Origin of the sequence: Kitasatospora sp. NPDC006697 (genome assembly GCF_042869935.1) — a bacterium.
Classification (GTDB): domain Bacteria; phylum Actinomycetota; class Actinomycetes; order Streptomycetales; family Streptomycetaceae; genus Kitasatospora.
In genome coordinates this window covers 67,593-84,614 of the sequence record NZ_JBIAGU010000027.1, presented here as the reverse complement: position 1 = coordinate 84,614, position 17,022 = coordinate 67,593, and the positions used below count along the sequence as shown (strand labels likewise).

Here is a 17,022-nt window from a genome sequence, read left to right as displayed (position 1 = left end):
CGACCGCCAAGCACCCAGACGGGCGAACCCCCGCACCCAACGTCGAACACCAGGACGTCCGGGGCCGCTCCGGAACGCCCGAGGGCCCGGGACGGCGAACCGTCCCGGGCCCTCGGGGTTGCGAACTGCGGCCGGCCGAAACCGGTCAGTCCAGGTAGTCGCGCAGCACCTGGGAGCGCGACGGGTGGCGCAGCTTGGACATGGTCTTGGACTCGATCTGGCGGATGCGCTCACGGGTCACCCCGTAGACCTTGCCGATCTCGTCCAGCGTCTTCGGCTGGCCGTCGGTCAGGCCGAAGCGCATCGAGACCACGCCGGCCTCGCGCTCGCTCAGGGTGTCGAGCACCGAGTGCAGCTGCTCCTGGAGCAGGGTGAAGGAGACCGCGTCGGCCGGCACGACCGCCTCGGAGTCCTCGATCAGGTCACCGAACTCGCTGTCGCCGTCCTCGCCCAGCGGGGTGTGCAGGGAGATCGGCTCGCGGCCGTACTTCTGGACCTCGATGACCTTCTCCGGGGTCATGTCGAGCTCCTTGGCCAGCTCCTCCGGGGTGGGCTCGCGGCCCAGGTCCTGGAGCATCTGGCGCTGCACGCGGGCGAGCTTGTTGATGACCTCGACCATGTGCACCGGGATACGGATGGTGCGGGCCTGGTCGGCCATCGCGCGGGTGATCGCCTGCCGGATCCACCAGGTCGCGTAGGTGGAGAACTTGTAGCCCTTGGTGTAGTCGAACTTCTCGACCGCACGGATCAGACCGAGGTTGCCCTCCTGGATCAGGTCCAGGAAGAGCATGCCGCGACCGGTGTAACGCTTCGCCAGCGAGACCACCAGGCGGAGGTTGGCCTCCAGCAGGTGGTTCTTCGCCCGGCGGCCGTCCTCGGCGATGATCTCCAGCTCGCGCTTGAGCTTGGGGGCGAGCTTGTCGGCCTGGCTCAGCTTGTCCTCGGCGAACAGGCCGGCCTCGATCCGCTTGGCGAGCTCGACCTCCTGCTCGGCGTTGAGCAGCGGGACCTTGCCGATCTGCTTGAGGTAGTCCTTGACCGGGTCTGCGGTGGCACCGGCGACGGCGACCTGCTGGGCCGGGGCGTCGTCCTCGTCGTCGTCGGAGAGGACGAAGCCCTCCGACTCCTCCTCCGGCTCGGCGCCGGCCTCGGCCTCGGGCTTGGCGCCGGGCAGGGCGACGTCCTCGAGCAGCTCGTCGTCGGTGAGCAGCTCCTCCTCGCCCTCGGCCTTCTCGCCCTTGGCCGCGGTCTTCTTGGCCACGGCCTTCTTCGCGGGGGCGGCGGCCTTCTTCGCCACGGCCTTCTTGGCCGGGGCGGGCGCGGCCGCCTTCTTCACCGGGGCGGGTGCCGCGGGGGCGGCGACCGACTCGGCGCCCGCCGGGTCGTCCAGCGACGCGATGACCGTGACCGTGGTCACCGGGGTGACCGCGGCGGGCGCGACGGTGGCGGCGGGCGCGATGCGCACCGGGGGCTTGGTCGGGGCGGCCGGCGTGCGCGTGGTGACCGCCTTGGTGGCGGTGGCGCGCTTGGCGGTGCTCTTGGCCGCGACGCTCTTGCGCTTGGCGGCGGACGGTTCGGCCGCGCTGACCATCAGGTCCACCCCTTCCTCAATCAACACCTGGTTGAGGCTGCGCATGACGTTCTTCCACTTGGTGACCGGGATCTGGTCCGCCTCGAATGCCTGACGCACGTCGTCACCGGCGATCTGCCCCTGGGCCTTGCCCCGCTCGATGAGCGCCAGCAGGGCCGCGGACTCTGCGATCTCGGGGGGGAGCGAACGGGATGTGCTGGCCGACACGAACAACCTCTCGGACGAAGAGTGAACTCGGACCCGTACCGGACCGCCCGAGAGGACGTGGAAGCACCTGTCACGGGGACAGATGGAGGTTTCCGACCGGCTCGGACTCGAGGACTGGGCTTGCGGGACGCTGGTTTGTGGGACGGCAGCAGCGCCGCAGACCAACACAGCATTCTGACATGGTGCGGGTATTCCGGAGCTGCTTCCGCTCCGTACACATCGCTGCCGCTCCACAAGTGTTACGCATGCCGTTCGTGGCACAGGTCACACATCGCCCCGTGACGGTCCGGCCACCGTACCTGGCCCCGGCGGCCGTCCGGTGCCGTCCGGGTGCCCCCGCCCTGGGAGGGCCCGCCGCCGGCGGGCCCTCCGGGACTTCCGCGGCGGGGTGCGCGCGGGATTCCGGAGGGCTCTGCCCGTGCTGCCCGTGCCCGGCGGTGTGGCCGACGGCACGTCCGACAGTCCGCGGTCGGCGCCGCTCAGTGCTCGCGGGGCGCGGGCACCGCGTGCTCGACGTCGGGGTGGACGGTCAGCAGGGTGCGCATCGCGGCCTCGGCCGCGGCGCCGTCACCGCCGCCGAGCGCATCGACCAGGCGGGCGTGCACCGTCACCGAGCTGTCCGAGGGGCGCTCGCAGGCGGTGGACGGGCCGCCGCTGACCTGCAGCGCGGAGGCCACGATGCTGGACAGGTGCTCCAGCATCCGGTTGCCGGCCATCTGCAGGATCAGCGCGTGCAGCTCGCCGTCGGCCCGGGAGAAGGTGATCAGATCGCCCTGCGCGGCCGCGGCGGCCATGATCTCGGTCAGCTCGGCCAGCCGCTGCTGGATGTCCTCCCGGCCGTGGCCGGAGGCCAGCCGGGCCGCGAGCGGCTCGATCGCCCAGCGCAGCTCGAACAGCTCGCGGCGCTGCTCCTCGCGCTGCGGGCCGTAGGCGCGCCACTCGATGATGTCCGGGTCCAGCAGGTTCCAGTCGCTGACCGGGCGGACCCGGGTGCCGACGTTCGGGCGGGCGCTGACCAGGCCCTTGGCCTCCAGGACCCGCAGCGACTCGCGGACCACGGTGCGGGAGACCTCGAAGCGCTGGCCGATCTCCTCCGGGACCAGCGGGCGGTCGGCGCCCAGGTCGCCGGAGACGATCATCTGGCCGAGCTGCTGGACCAGCTGTCCGTGCAGGCCGCGGCCGCGGCTGCTGGTGGTCTTGCGGCCGACCCGGGCGAGGTCGCTCTCCGGCCCGTCCCAACGGGGGACTGGCGGAGTCGGCCGATCGGCGTAGGAGAAACGGTCGAGTTCGGCAGCGCCGGGCACGGAGGCCTCGGGGGTGCGGGCGGCGGTGATGGCGGGGTGCGCAAGGGTACTCACGTCTCCTTTGTCGGCGATCGGCGCGCGCGGCTTGAGGATTCTCGTGAAAAGCACACGAAAGGGTGATCGCCCGGGGCTGGACCATTGACTTGTTATCAGGAAGAAATGGCCATACCGGTCACGGAGTTGGCGCCTTGGCGGTGGGTTCTGACGGGTACTCGGATTCTGACGTTCCGTGGGGCGGTGCCGCGGGAGGTCGACGTGGTGTGGGCGGCGGCGGGGTTCGGTACGAGGGTCGGCGGGGCTCAGTAGGAGCGGCGGCGGGCCTGGCCGAGCAGGCAGAGCACCAGGAGCAGGGCGGCCGGGAGCAGCAGCGCGCCGAGCGCGGGGACCGGTTCGGCGGCGGAGCGCAGGGCGGCCAGCGGCGCCGAGGCGGGCTCGGCCCACGGGGCCCGGGCCAGCCAGGCGACCCAGGGCAGGCCGACCCGGCGCAGCCGGTCGAGCTCGGTGGCGCCGCCCGCCAGCTCGACCAGCATCGGCAGCGCGCAGAGCAGCAGGAAGCCGGCCAGCGCGCTCCGGCAGACGGTGGCGGCGAGCACGCCGGTCCAGGCGGCCGCGACCACCAGGGCCGCGAAGGTGGCCAGCACCAGCAGCGGGCGGTAGTCGGTGCGCAGCTGGGCCACGGCGTGGAAATCGGCTGCCGCGACGGTGGTGCCGGCGGGGGCGGCCAGCCGCAGGGTGAGCGCGTTGACCGGCAGCGAGACCGCGGCGAGGACGGCGGCGGCCACGCCGACCAGGCAGAGCTTGGCCAGCAGCAGGCGCAGCCGGGCGAGGTAGCGCACCTGGGAGGCGGCCAGGCCGGGGTTGCGGACCTCGTGGCCGGCCGCGAGGACGCCGAGCAGTCCGGCCGCCAAGCCGGCGAGCGGGATCGGCAGCAGCGGGACGGAGGCGGTGACCAGCCGGACCAGCTCCGGGCCGTCCACCTGGTCGGGGTCGGCGTGCTGGACCAGCGCGGCGGCGAGCGCGGCCTGGGCGAGCAGGGCGGCGGCCAGGATCAGCCAGGTGGACCGGAGGCCGAGCAGTCGGCGGGCTTCGTAGGCGAGGACGCGCACGGGGTCACCCGTTCCAGTGGTCGGGCCCGGTCAGGGGCTGCGGGTCGGCGGGGGTGGAGGTGGGGGCGGGTTCGGCCGGCGGGAGGGCCGGGGCGGGGCCGGCGGTCGGCGCGAGGAAGGCGGTTACGCGCGAACCCCGCCGGGCGGGGCGGGCCGGTGGGACTGCGGCGGGCTCAGGCTCGGACTCAGGGGCGGGGATGGGGGCGAGGGTGGGAGCGGGCTGGAGCAAGGCGGGCGCGGCGAACGCGCCGGAGTGCGCGGGGTGGTCCACCTCGCCGGCCGGAGCACTCGGGGGCGGCAGCTCGACCGCGGGCGCCGTGAGCCCGCTCCGGGCGACCGGCAGATCGGGGTGCTGCCCGGCCCGGGTGCCGCGTGGCTGCGGCGCCACGGCCGGTTCCTCGGGTGCGGCCTCCGCTGACGGAACGTCATCCGCCGGGGCCGGCACCGGCGGCAGCTCCACCGTCGGCGGGGCCTCCGCCACCTGGGCGGGCAGCGGGGGCCCGCCCAGGTGGCGGGCGCCCACGGTGATGGCACTCAGGCGGCGCAGCTGGACCGTGGGGGTGGAGCCGGTCCCGCCGGTGAGCGGGCGGACCGGGCGCGGCGCGGGCTGCTCGACCACCCGGTCGGCCAGCTCGTGCAGCATGATCCCGTTGCGGTAGGCGAGTTCGCCGATCTCGGTGCGGCCGAGCCCGGCGACCGCCAGGCCCGTGCCGCCCTCGGGGCGGACCTGGGCGCCTTGGGCGGTGAGCAGGTCGGCCAGTCGCGTCATCTGGGGGCCGCGCACCGCGACCTCCCGGTGCAGCCTGGTCCGGCGGAACTCGGAGACCGGCTGGTCGGCGACCGGGCGGCCCTGGTCCAGGGTCACCACCCGGTCGGCCAGCAGTGCCGCCTCGCGGGGGTTGCGGGTGGTCAGCAGCACCGAGCCGCCGCCGGCCGGGAAGGCACGGAGGAAGGCGTGCAGCCACTCCACGGTGCTCGGCGACAGGCCCTCGGTCGGGCCGTCGAGCAGCAGCACCGAGGGGTCGCCGAGCAGAGCCGCGGCGAGGGCGAGCCGACGGGTCATGCCGGCGGAGTAGGCGCGCAGCCGGTGCTCGGCCACGGAGGCCAGGCGGACCTGCTCCAGCAGGTCGTCGGCGCGGCGGGCCGGGACGCCCACGGCGGCGGCGAGCATCCGCAGGTGGCCCCGGGCGCTCCGGCCCGGGTTGCCGGACCTGGGGTGGGCGTCCGGCAGCAGCACGCCGACCTCGCGCTCCGGGCGGCGCAGGCGCCGGTAGGTGCGGCCGTCGAAGAGGGTGACCCCGCCGCCGCGCTCGAGCTCGAGCATCAGCCGGAGCGCGACGGTCTTGCCCGCCCCTTCGGGCCCCAGCAGCGCGGTCACGGTGCCCGGTCTGACCTCGAACCCGAGGTCCTGGAGCGCCGGGCGGCGGCCCCGGCGGTACACCTTGGTGAGCCCACTGACCTGGATCATCACTGGCCGCTCCCACGCGCTCGGCTGCCCTGGCGGCGCTGGCCGCTCCGGATTCAGCACCCTAGGGGGCGGAACGGGAGATTCCGGGCATTGCGGGGACGGCGCGGGGCCACGGAGGGCCGCTCTCACCCGATCAGGGGACCGGCGGGCCTGCTCCGGGGTGTGCCCGCACGGTCACGTCGGACCATGGGGCGGTTCTTGCCGCCCGGCGGTCAGGAGGGCCCGCCGACCACCCGTCAGGAGTCGGGACGCAGCATCGGCGGGTTGAGCACGGTCGCGCCGCCGGCGGCGAAGAGCTGGGCCGGGCGGCCGCCCTGACGGGTGGTGGTGCCGCCCGAGGGAACCAGGAAGCCCGGGGTTCCGGTGACCTTGCGGTGGAAGTTGCGGGGGTCGAGTGCGACGCCCCAGACCGCCTCGTAGACCCGGCGGAGCTCGCCGACGGTGAACTCCTCGGGGCAGAAGGCGGTTGCCAGCGCCGAGTACTCGATCTTGGAGCGGGCGCGCTCGACGCCGTCGGCCAGGATCAGCGCGTGGTCGAAGGCCAGTGGCTCGCGGTCGGCCTCGGCCGGGCCGAGCAGTTCGCTGACCGGGGCCCAGCGGGCGCCCCGGGCGTCGCCGCCGGGCTTGGGGGTGGGCAGGTCGGGGGCGAGCGCGAGGTGGGCCACGCTCACCACCCGCATCCGCGGGTCGCGCTGCGGGTGACCGTAGGTGGCCAGCTGCTCGAGGTGGGCGCCCGCCAGGATCTGGCCGCCGGAGGCGTGGGCGCGCAGGCCGGTCTCCTCGGCCAGCTCGCGGGAGGCGGCCTCGCCCAGGCCCTCGTCCGGGCGCACGAAGCCGCCGGGCAGCGCCCAGTACCCCTGGAAGGGGGGCTCGCCACGGCGCACCAGCAGAGCGCAGAGTTCGTGCTCCCGAACCGTCAGCACCACCAGGTCGACCGTGACAGCGAACGGGGGGAAGGCCGACGGGTCATAGCGCGACATGGGGTCGATCATAGTCGTCTCTCTGACGATAAACACGAGGTCAGAGAGAACTTCGGATGCTCCTGGGGCACCGGCGGCAATAGGGACCAGTGACCCGCGGCCCCGGACCGTGCCGGGGCCGCGGGCCGCTCGGGTCAGCCCTGGCCGAGTTGGAGCTGTGGCGGGGCCTCCTCGACCACGGCCACCCCGATCCGGCTGACCCGCACCGAGAACGGCTCCCCCGCCACCCGCAGGCCGGCCAGCTCCAGTTCGCCGAGCGGGGCGGTGCTGGCGGGCCTGACCGCGGCCCGGCCGCCGGGCACGTCCGGGCGGACGCCGGCGAGGGCGAGCACCGCGTGGGTGGCCGCCGCGCTGGAGGCGGCGGCCGGACGGCAGGCCGCGGGGTGCGGCACGGGCGGGCAGTTCGGCAGCCGCTGCTCCCCCGCGTACATCTCCGGCACCCGGCCGGCGAACTGCGCACCGGCGTCGAGCAGGCCCTCCAGCAGGGTGCCGGCCTCACGCTCGAAGCCCGCCTCGGTCAGACCGGAGACCGCCAGCGCCGTCTCCAGCACCCGGACCGCTCCGCTGCGGTGGCCGAGCGGGTTGAACCGCGGGGACTTGGCACCGAGCGTGCGCAGGCCCCAGCCGCAGTCCAGCTCGGGCGCGACCAGCCGCTGGGCCAGCAGCCTGGTCTGTTCGCGGTCGAGCAGCCCGGGCAGTGCGGCACCCTCGGCGCCCAGGCCGAGATCGAGCAGGTGGACGAGGGAGCTGGTGACGGCGTTCACCGAGCGCCCGTCCGCGGTCAGCGCAGCGGCGGGGCGGCCGCCGGACAGGTCGTCCACCCAGAACCGCTCGCGGAACCGGCCGCGCAGCTCCTGCGCCCAGTCGCGCCACTGCTGGGCCCCGGGGCGGCCGAACGCCTCCAGCAGCTCGGCCCCGTGCAGGGCGGCCCGGTGGGCCTGGGCCTGGACCTCGCAGCGGGCGGCGGGCGGGGTGGCGGCCCGCTCCTCGCCGAGCCGGCTCAGGTCGGCGACGAAGCCGTCCACCAGACCGCTCTCGGCACTGGCGCGCAGCGCGGCCAGCGCCCGCTCCGCGGCCGGCAGCAGCTCGGCCGCCTCGGCCCGGGGCAGGCCCCAGCGCCAGGCCTCGGCGAGCAGGGTGACGAAGAGCAGGGTGGCCTCGGTCGCCGTGCAGGACGGCGGCAGTTCGGGGCCGGCGTGCCGCAGCGGGCCCGGGATTATCCCCTCGCCCCGGCTGCCGGCGGGCTGCTGACGGCGGGCCAGGGCGCGCAGGGTGCCGACGGCCAGCCGGGTGCCCAGCGGCAGGGTGAGCCGGGCCGCCCAGAGCGCGTCGGCCGGGGCCAGGCCGAACCGCCAGGGGGCGCCGGAGGCCGCGTAGAGGTCGCCGGGGCGGTCGGCGTCGGCCAGCAGCAGACCGTCGAGCGCGTCCAGCGAGCGGGTCACCAGCTGTTCGGCGCGGGGGTCGTCGCACCGGATCCGCAGGTCCGTCCAGGGGGCGGGGACCCCGGCGCCGCGGCCGGTGGGCGGCCGCACCGGCGGCGGCGCCAGCGGCTCCAGCTCCACCCGCAGCTCCACCGCCCAGCGGGCGCCGGGCTGCACCTCCAAGTCCCAGCGCAGCACTCCGGCTCCGGCCAGCACCGCGTGCGGCGAGGGGCGGGCGCTGACCGTGGCGCTGTGCCCCCGGCCGATCCAGCGCAGGCCGGCGGACTGCACCTGGGCCGGGATGTCGGGCAGCCGGGTGCCGGCGCCGATCTCGGCCAGGCTGCCGAGGTCGGTGCCGAGGGCGATCTCCAGCGGGAGCCGGACCGGTCGGCTGCCGGCGTTGCGGAGGGTGATGCTCTCCGTCCCGTCGGCGTGCCGAAGCCGTTCGACGGTGAGCGCCGGGTCCGGGTCGAGCTCCCCGGGCACCCGCACGAAGCCGAGGAAGCGGGCCTGGGCGGCGGTGATGAGTTCGCCCTGCAGCGGCAGCGGCTCGATGCCGCCGAGCCGGAGCTCCATCCGGTGCAGCTGGCGGATCCCGGAGCGGTAGAAGCCGTGCAGGCCGTCGCCGTGCAGCTGTCCGTCGGAGCCGGAGGCGGCCATGGCCGGAGCGCTGACACAGAGCACGTCGGAGTGGGCCGTCGCGGGCTGGCGGCGGCCCTGGGTGGCCGGACGCCCTGCGCCGGCCTGGGCGGCGTCCGGTCTCGGTGGCGCGACCGGGCGCGACCCGGCGACCGTCTCGGCCGGGATCGCGGTCTGTGCTGGCCTGGGGGCCGTCACCGGGCTCTCCTCCTGTCGGTGGACAGCACGGGCCCAGGGGCGCCGGCTGTCGGGGCTGGTAGCGGGTCCGCGCGGGGCGGACCGTGGTTCTCCCGGTGGCGGGCCAGGGGTGCGGGGCGACGGGCCCCGGTCCCCGGGCTCGGCCGGACCGCTGCGGCGGGGCCACCACGGGCTGCGGGCCCGATGGCGCCCCTCAGGGTGAACGCGACGCACCGGGCTCAGGTCACGCCCCGCCCCTCGGCGGAACGACGCCCGACCACCGGCGTCCGCCCCAGGATCGCGGCGCTCCCCCTCGCCGCGGTGCCGGCGGCAGGCTCCGCCGGGTTCGACCGTCCCGGACGGACGGCGCCGCCGCCGCACGTCGGGCGCCAGGATACGGTGCCGAGGGGGTACCGCCCGTACTGGGACGTGCCCGGACCGGGGCCGGCCCACACCCGTGACCAGCGGCGGGCCGACCGGCGCCGGCCCAGCCGGAACAGCGCGCGTACCAACCGCGCCGAGCACAGCAGACGAAGGAGTCTCATGTCCGTCGTGATCCGACAGCCAGGCGTCGTCCTGACCGACCACCTCTTCCAGGTGCCGCTGGACCACGGGGTGCCGCAGGGCGAGCAGATCGAGGTCTACGCCCGCGAGGTGGTCGCGGCCGGCAAGGAGCACGAGGAGCTGCCCTGGCTGCTCTACCTGCAGGGCGGTCCGGGCGGCCGAGCCGGCCGGCCGCTCGGGCGGGACAGCTGGCTGGACCGGGCGCTGGACGACTACCGGGTGCTGCTGCTGGACCAGCGCGGCACCGGCCGCTCGACGCCGGCCACCCGGCAGACCCTGCCGCTGCGCGGCAGCGCGGCCGAGCAGGCCGACTACCTGGCCTGCTTCCGGGCCGACTCGATCGTCAAGGACGCCGAGCTGATCCGGCGCCGGCTGCTCGGCGAGCGGGGGAAGTGGTCGCTGCTCGGCCAGAGCTACGGCGGTTTCTGCACCCTCACCTACCTGTCGCTGGCGCCCGAGGGCGTGCGCGAGGCGATGGTCACCGGCGGCCTGGCCGGCCTGCGCAGCAGCGCCGCCGACGTCTACCGCGCCGCCTACCCCCGGGTGGCCCGGAAGAACGCCGCGCACTACGCCCGGTACCCGCAGGACGTGGAGGCGGTGCGCCGGATCGTCGAGCACCTGGCGGAGGCGCCGGCCCAGCTGCCCGACGGCGGCGAGCTCACCGTGCCGGCCTTCCAGGCGCTCGGCCTGATGCTCGGCTCGGGCACCGGCTCCGACAGCCTGCACTACCTGCTGGAGGACGCCTGGGTCCGCGGCAGCGCCGGACTGGAGCTCTCGGACGCCTTCCTGACGGGGGCGCAGGCGCAGCTCTCCTTCGCCGGCGCACCGCTCTACGCGGTGCTGCACGAGTCGATCTACGGCCAGCGCTCGGTGGATCCGGGGGCGACCTCCTGGGCCGCCCAGCAGGTCCGGTCGGAGTTCCCCGAGTTCGACGCGCTGCGGGCGCTGGCGGACGGGAGCCCGGTGCGGTTCACCGGCGAGATGATCTACCCCTGGATGTTCCAGACCGACCCGGCGCTGCGGCCGCTGCGCGAGACGGCGCAGCTGCTGGCGGAGCGGACCGACTGGCCCGACCTCTACGACCCCAAGGCGCTCGCCGCCAACCAGGTGCCGGTGGCGGCCGCCGTCTACCACGACGACATGTACGTGGACACCGCGGACTCGCTCGCGACCGCCGACGCCGTGCACGGGCTGCGGACCTTCGTGACCAACGAGTGGGAGCACGACGGCCTGCGGGTCAGCGGCGGCCGGGTGGTGGACCGGCTGATCCGGATGGTGCGCGGCCAGGCCTAGCGGCCGGCGGGCCGGGCCCGGCCCGCGGTGGCGGCAGCGGCACGGCGGGCGGGACTCCTGCGGGCGCGCGGGGCAGCCGCCCCGGACCGGCCGCGGGGGCGCGGTCGCTCGCCGCAGGCAGGCCGGCCGGCGGTACCCGGCGGGGCCGTGGGCCGCGGGCGGTCGGCGGGGGCTCGCGGTGAGCCGGGGCCGCGGCCGGGGGCCGGGGCGGTGGGAGTGGCGCTCGGTCATCTCAGCCTCCCCACCTGGCTCCGCCGGTGCGGCGACTGCCCGTCCGGGCGGCCCCGCGCCGGCCGGGACGACGGCCCCGGTGGGCGGGGCCCTGCTCGATGCGGCGGCCGCGGCCGCCCGGCAGCGGACCCCGGCCCGGCCGCGGCACCGCCACCGCCGGGGGCGGCGGAGCAGGCGGACCGTCGCCGCCGCGCGGCCGGGGCACCCGGCCGGCCCGGGTGCGCGGCAACTCGGGGTGACCGGTCGAGCGGTGCGCGGCCGGCGGACCCTCGGGATCGCCGCCCTCCGCTGGCGTGACCGGGCCTGCCGCACCGCCCGGTCCACCTGCGCCGCCGGCGGCGGCTCCGGCGCCCGGCGCCCGCTGCCGCCGCGGGGTCGGCCACGGCGCCCGGGCCCGCTCGCCGTGGTACTGCGCCGCGCCGCTCCCCGCCTGCCCGGGCTCCGCACCCGGCTGACCGGACGTCAGCGGAGCGGCGGCGGCCGGGGGCGCGTCATCGGGCTCCGGCGGTCCGTCAGGACCGTCGTCGAGCTGCTCCTCGAGCCGGTCCGAGAGCCCGTCAGTCCTGTCCTGGGCGTAGCGGCGCCGGGCCCGCTCGGCCCGGACGATGCTCAGCAGGCCGTCGGGCGGCAGGCTGGTGTTCAGCGACTCGTGGAGCAGGATCGCGAGCGTGTACTCCGGGTCCAGGTCCAGCGCCAGGCCGAGCACCACCCGGCTGGTCGCGATGTCGCCGGCCAGCCAGGAGGTCCAGGCCAGCAGGGTCAGCGGCGCCTTGGCGTACTCCGCGTAGGGCGCCACGCAGCGGCGGGCGAGGTAGCGCCAGAGCCGCTGGGCGGCGGCGAGCTCGTCGGGCTCGGCGTACTCGGCGGCGCGGTCGCGACTGGCCCGGTCCAGCAGGCCGACGATCAGCCGGGCGCTCTGCTCGTCGGTGAGCCGGGGCGGGCCGGATCGGCTCTCGGCCATGGCGTGCTCGAGCAGTTCCACGGTGCCGGCGAAGGTGCGCTCCGCACCGCCGGGCTCGGCCCGGATCAGGTCGCAGGCCCGAGCCAGCTCCTGCCGGACGGCCTCGCGCAGGCCGTCCTCCTCCGGCGGGCCGATCGGCGCCAGGCCGGCGGCGATGGCGCGGCGGCTGCCGCGCGGGGCGAGCCCCGCGAAGGTGGCCGCCGCCACCACGGCCCTCGGCTCCCGGGCGCTGTGGACGGGCGTGCCGTGCGGCGGGCAGCAGTCGAGGTCGGCACAGAGGAAGGACCACCAGCGGCCGGCCGAGAGGCAGAGCGACTCCTTGACCAACAGACCGTGCCCGCGGAAGGCGCGCCGCAACTCCTCGGCGAGCGGCCGCAGGCCGGCCAGCGCGACCGGACCGCCGGGGTCCGGCTCGCGGCACAGGTAGATCAGCACCGCGTCCGGCCGGCCGCCGCGCTCCTCGGAGAGCTCGAGCAGCAGCTCGGCCAGGTCCGCGGCGACCTCGGGCCAGCTCTGCTCGTCGGCCGGGATGTCGAGCCGGACCGCGCCGCCCTGGCGCAGCTCCGAGCCGTGCAGGCCGATCACGACCAGGCTGTCGTCGGGGTAGAAGCCGAGCAGGTAGGGGAGCATGGCGGCCATGTCGGCCGGGCCGTGCATCCGCAGGACGTGCCGGCCCTCGAAGCGGCCGGCGGGGGTGGTGGTGGCGTCGTCGCGAGTCATGGCGGAAGCCTGCAGCGGTTCCGGCCGTATGCGGTGGAATTGCCGCTGGCCTGTGGATAACCCCGCACTTGTGGACAGAATTGCGCGGGCCCGGACCGCTTAATGGGCCGAATGGGTGAACCGGGCGGTGGCTTCGCCGAGTTGTCCACAGGTTCGAGGGGTCATTGGCCCGGTGTCGGCCCGAAGGGGTTACATAGGTGCCATGAACCAGCCGATCCGCACCCCCGCCCCGCTCCCCGGCGACGACGCGGCCCCCGCCGCGGACCGCGCGGCCGTCCGCGAGCGCGCCGAGGCCGTGCTGCGCGAACTCGCCGGCCCGACCGCGCGCCTGCGGGAGGACCAGTGGCTGGCGATCGAGGCGCTGGTGGTGGACCGGCGCAGGGCGCTGGTGGTGCAGCGCACCGGCTGGGGCAAGTCGGCCGTCTACTTCATCGCGACCGCGCTGCTGCGCTCGGCCGGCGGCGGGCCGACCGTGATCGTCTCGCCGCTGCTCGCCCTGATGCGCAACCAGGTGGAGTCCGCCGCCCGGGCCGGCATCCACGCGCGCACCATCAACTCCGCCAACACCGAGGAGTGGGACGGCATCCAGGCCGAGGTCGCGGCCGGCACGGTGGACATCCTGCTGGTCAGCCCGGAGCGGCTGAACAACCCCGACTTCCGCGACCAGGTGCTGCCCAAGCTGGCCGCCTCCACCGGCCTGCTGGTGGTCGACGAGGCGCACTGCATCTCCGACTGGGGCCATGACTTCCGCCCCGACTACCGCCGGCTGCGCACCATGCTGGCGGACCTGGCCCCCGGCGTGCCGGTGCTGGCGACCACCGCGACGGCCAACTCCCGGGTCACCGAGGACGTCGCCGAGCAGCTGGGCACCGGCACGGCCGACGGGCGGGCGCTGGTGCTGCGCGGCCCGCTGGACCGGGAGAGCCTGAGCCTGGCCGTGCTCTCGCTGCCCGATCCGGCGCACCGTCTGGCCTGGCTGGCCGACCACTTGGACGAGTTGCCCGGCTCCGGCATCGTCTACACGCTGACGGTGGCCGCGGCCGAGGAGGTCACCGGCTTCCTGCGCGGCCGCGGCTTCGCGGTCGCTTCCTATTCCGGCCGGACCGAGGACGCCGAGCGCCGCACCGCCGAGGCCGACCTGCTCGCGAACCGGGTCAAGGCGCTGGTCGCCACCTCCGCCCTGGGCATGGGCTTCGACAAGCCCGACCTGGGCTTCGTGGTCCACCTCGGCTCCCCCGGCTCCCCGATCGCCTACTACCAGCAGGTCGGCCGAGCCGGCCGCGGGGTGGACCGGGCCGAGGTGCTGCTGCTGCCCGGCCGCGAGGACGAGGCGATCTGGCGCTACTTCGCCTCCCTCGGCTTCCCGCCCGAGGAGCAGGTGCGCCGCACCCTCTCGGCGCTGGAGGAGGCCGGCCGGCCGCTCTCCACCGCCGCCCTGGAGGCCCGGGTGGACCTGCGGCGGACCCGCCTGGAGACCATGCTCAAGGTGCTGGACGTGGACGGGGCGGTGCGCCGGGTGCGCGGCGGCTGGCTGGCCACCGGCGAGCCCTGGGCCTATGACGGGCCTCGCTACGCCAAGGTCGCCCGGGCCCGGGCGGATGAACAGCAGGCGATGCGCGAGTACGCGGCCGGCGGGCACTGCCGGATGGAGTTCCTGCGCCGGCAGTTGGACGACGAGGCGGCGGCGCCCTGCGGCCGCTGCGACCGCTGCGCCGGCCCCCGGCACAGCGACAGCGTCTCGGCCGAGGCGCTGGAGGCGGCCCGGGCCGCGCTGGGCCGACCCGGCGTCAGCTTCGAGCCGCGCCGGCTCTGGCCCACCGGCATGGACGCGCTCGGCGTCCCGTTGAAGGGCAAGATCCCTGCCGAGGAGCAGGCCCAGACCGGGCGGGCGCTGGGCCGGCTCTCGGACATCGGCTGGGGCGGCCGGCTGCGCACCATGCTGGGCGAGGGCGCGCCCGACGCCGCCGTGCCAAACGACGTGGTGGACGCGCTGGTCACGGTGCTGGCGGACTGGGCGCGCGGTCCCGGCGGCTGGGCGAGCGCCGCGCCGGAGACGGGCCGCCCGGTCGGCGTGGTGGCGATGGCCTCGGCCTCCCGGCCCGGCCTGATCTCCTCGCTGGCCGAGCGGATCGCGCAGGTCGGCCGGCTGCCGCTGCTCGGCCGGCTCGAGTACCTGCACGGTGAGCGGCCCGCCGGCGCCCGCAGCAACAGCGCCCAGCGGCTGCGATCGCTCTCCGGCGCGCTGGTGGTCCCGCCGGGGCTGGCGGCGGCGCTGGCCGAGGCCGGTGGCCCGGTACTGCTGGTCGACGACCTGGTGGACAGCGGCTGGACGGTCACGGTGGCCACCCGGCTGCTCCGGCAGAACGGCGCCCAGGCCGTGTTGCCCCTGGTCCTCGCGGTGCAGGCGTGAATCCGCGGTACTTGATGGACGTCCGGCACACGGGGGGGCTCGATAGCCGGAACGGCTCTGCGCCATTTGGTGAATAAGTCCGGCGAATCATATTTATTCGTGCGGCACTCATCATTTCATCGTTGCCGCACGCCCCATCTGCCGTGAGAATTGCAGCGTACCCACAAGCCGGCCCCCGGGGCCTGACTTCGGCGTACGCACGCGCCCGCGCGCGACGCGGGCCTGGAAGGAGGACCATGCTCGACGGCATCGACCGCGGTCGGCTCTCCTCCGCCACGGGTCGGAGCATCGACCTGGAGGGCTGGGCGAACGCGGGGGTGCCGCTGCTCGGCGACCCGCGTGACCTGGTCACCGAGCTGCACCAGCGTCACCTCCCGCAGCCGGGAACCAGCGTGATCGCGGTACTCGACCACGACCAGCGGGTGGTCGCCTCGGCCTCGGTCACCGCGCGCCCGCACGTGACGGACGGCTGGCACCACCGGAACGCCCTGCTGACCCAGCTGCGCCGGGTCACGCCGCACGACCTGAGACTCGCGGCACCGCGCCGGACCGCCGTCCTCCTGCACTGCCGCGACGGGGAGCCTGGCTGGTCCGAGCCGGACGGCCCCTGGCTGTGGGCGCTGCGGGACGCGGCCTCGCTGCACGGCCTGCGGTGCGGCGCCTACATCGCGCTGACCCCGAGCGGCTGGCAGGTGCTCGGCGAGGGGCGCTGCGGACGCACCCCGCACTCCGGTTCCTGGGCCGAGCGCCCGCTCCACACGGTCTCCGAACTCCCGCGCCGGACACCGGAGATCGGCCACCCGGCCGCCGCCGGAGCCGCCGGCACCGCCAGACCCGCCGGCGGCAGCCGGACGGCCGCACCCGTCGGCCCCTGGACCCCGGTCGCAGCCCGCGCCACATCGGCCCACCGGGCAGCGAACTGACGGCCGCACCCGCCGCGCGCCCGCGCCAGGCCCGACGGACGGCCACGACGGCCCTCCGGGCAGGCCGAAGCAGGCACCCGTGAACGGATGAACCGCCCGGGCACCTCAGGACCCCGGCCCCGGCCCAGCCCTCAGGCCGGAACCGCCTGCCCTGCCGCCGCCGGCACCTCGGGCAGCCGGGTGGTGGGACCGCAGACCACCAGCAGCGAGCCGGCGTGCGTGCGCGCCTTCTCCACCGCCAGGACCGCGCGGCCGGGGTCGGCCGTGTCCAGCACCAGCACGACCACCTCGCGCCGGGCCGGCCGGGTGAGCGCCACGTCGGCGTAGAACACGTCGGTGCCCTCGGCCAGTTGCGCCCAGTACCGGTCGGCGCCGAAGGACAGCTCGTGCTGCTGCCACGGGTGCGGCCGGTCAGCGGTCAGCACCAGGATCGCGCCCGGCTCGTGCCCGGACTCCAGCAGCAGGTCCACCGCCTCGTCGGCCCGCTCGAGCGCCGACTCCGGGTCAGCCGGCACCAGCTGCACCGTCGGACCGGCCGGAGCGGCCGGAGCCGGCGGGGCGGGCCGCGGACCGGGCTTGGGGATCTGCGCAGCGCGCGGAGCGGGCTCGGCGGCACCGGCCTTCGCCGGAGTCGCCGTGGCCGGACCGGGCTTCGCGGGCCCCGGCCTGGCCGCCGCCGGACGCGGGCCCGGCCGCGGCCCGGGGACCGGGGCGGCCCCCGTCGCGGGACGAGCAGCACCCGGCCTGGCGGTGGACTGCGCACCGGCAACCGGTGCACGGGAAGGGCTTGCGGAAGGGGACGCCTTGCGCGCGGCAGGCGTGCTGGGGGCTTCTGCGTCCGACTCGCGGGGGAAGGGAACGCCGTGGCCCGGGATGCTCTCGTGAATCTCCGGCTCCTCGGGGAAGACAGGCATACCCGGATATCTATCAAATGCCGGTCGGATGCGCACGGGCGCCCCACCTATTGGGCCGCCCGGCACCGACCCGATCAGCGGAACGTGCTGCCGCGACCACTCCTGATGACCAG

At 76.0% G+C, this 17,022-nt stretch carries 11 protein-coding genes; 3 read left to right on the top strand and 8 right to left on the bottom strand.

Annotated elements, in window-relative coordinates; translation table 11 throughout:
- Nucleotides 1-145 precede the first annotated feature (145 nt).
- The 6 genes from ACFYNO_RS30250 to ACFYNO_RS30225 all read right to left on the bottom strand — a co-directional run bounded on the left by ACFYNO_RS30250 (nt 146) and on the right by ACFYNO_RS30225 (nt 8,914).
- Nucleotides 146-1,804 (bottom strand): RNA polymerase sigma factor, encoded by a 1,659-nt coding sequence (locus ACFYNO_RS30250; protein ID WP_388019625.1) that lies wholly within the window; start codon nt 1,802-1,804, stop codon nt 146-148.
- A 473-nt stretch (nt 1,805-2,277) separates the two neighbouring features.
- The gene (locus tag ACFYNO_RS30245; protein ID WP_388019622.1) at nt 2,278-3,210 is read right to left on the bottom strand and encodes a FadR/GntR family transcriptional regulator; all 933 of its coding nucleotides are present in this window, start codon (nt 3,208-3,210) and stop codon (nt 2,278-2,280) included.
- A gap of 191 nt (nt 3,211-3,401) precedes the next feature.
- The gene (locus tag ACFYNO_RS30240; protein ID WP_388019619.1) at nt 3,402-4,208 is read right to left on the bottom strand and encodes a hypothetical protein; all 807 of its coding nucleotides are present in this window, start codon (nt 4,206-4,208) and stop codon (nt 3,402-3,404) included.
- A 4-nt stretch (nt 4,209-4,212) separates the two neighbouring features.
- Nucleotides 4,213-5,676 (bottom strand): ATP-binding cassette domain-containing protein, encoded by a 1,464-nt coding sequence (locus tag ACFYNO_RS30235; RefSeq protein WP_388019616.1) that lies wholly within the window; start codon nt 5,674-5,676, stop codon nt 4,213-4,215.
- A 236-nt stretch (nt 5,677-5,912) separates the two neighbouring features.
- Nucleotides 5,913-6,656 (bottom strand): NUDIX domain-containing protein, encoded by a 744-nt coding sequence (locus ACFYNO_RS30230; RefSeq protein ID WP_388019613.1) that lies wholly within the window; start codon nt 6,654-6,656, stop codon nt 5,913-5,915.
- 134 nt (nt 6,657-6,790) lie between these two features.
- Nucleotides 6,791-8,914, bottom strand: coding sequence for a glycogen debranching N-terminal domain-containing protein (locus ACFYNO_RS30225; protein ID WP_388019610.1), 2,124 nt, complete (start codon nt 8,912-8,914; stop codon nt 6,791-6,793).
- A 522-nt stretch (nt 8,915-9,436) separates the two neighbouring features.
- Between ACFYNO_RS30225 and ACFYNO_RS30220 the strand changes: the two genes are divergently transcribed.
- Nucleotides 9,437-10,750 carry an alpha/beta fold hydrolase gene (locus tag ACFYNO_RS30220; RefSeq protein WP_388019607.1) on the top strand — a complete coding sequence of 438 codons (1,314 nt, stop codon included), beginning with the start codon at nt 9,437-9,439 and terminating at the stop codon, nt 10,748-10,750.
- A gap of 232 nt (nt 10,751-10,982) precedes the next feature.
- Here the strand turns inward: ACFYNO_RS30220 and ACFYNO_RS30215 are convergent, their stop codons facing one another.
- Nucleotides 10,983-12,662 carry a DUF4192 domain-containing protein gene (locus ACFYNO_RS30215; protein ID WP_388019604.1) on the bottom strand — a complete coding sequence of 560 codons (1,680 nt, stop codon included), beginning with the start codon at nt 12,660-12,662 and terminating at the stop codon, nt 10,983-10,985.
- Nucleotides 12,663-12,864: 202 nt separating this feature from the next.
- Here ACFYNO_RS30215 and ACFYNO_RS30210 point away from each other — a divergent pair, with 202 nt between their 5' ends.
- Nucleotides 12,865-15,072, top strand: coding sequence for a RecQ family ATP-dependent DNA helicase (locus ACFYNO_RS30210; RefSeq protein WP_388019601.1), 2,208 nt, complete (start codon nt 12,865-12,867; stop codon nt 15,070-15,072).
- A 236-nt stretch (nt 15,073-15,308) separates the two neighbouring features.
- Nucleotides 15,309-15,995, top strand: a complete 687-nt coding sequence (locus ACFYNO_RS30205; RefSeq protein WP_388019598.1) for a hypothetical protein — start codon at nt 15,309-15,311, stop codon at nt 15,993-15,995.
- Between the two features lie 131 nt (nt 15,996-16,126).
- On the opposite strand, the gene ACFYNO_RS30200 is transcribed toward ACFYNO_RS30205, so the two are convergent.
- The gene (locus tag ACFYNO_RS30200; protein WP_388019595.1) at nt 16,127-16,510 is read right to left on the bottom strand and encodes a hypothetical protein; all 384 of its coding nucleotides are present in this window, start codon (nt 16,508-16,510) and stop codon (nt 16,127-16,129) included.
- Nucleotides 16,511-17,022: the final 512 nt, after the last annotated feature.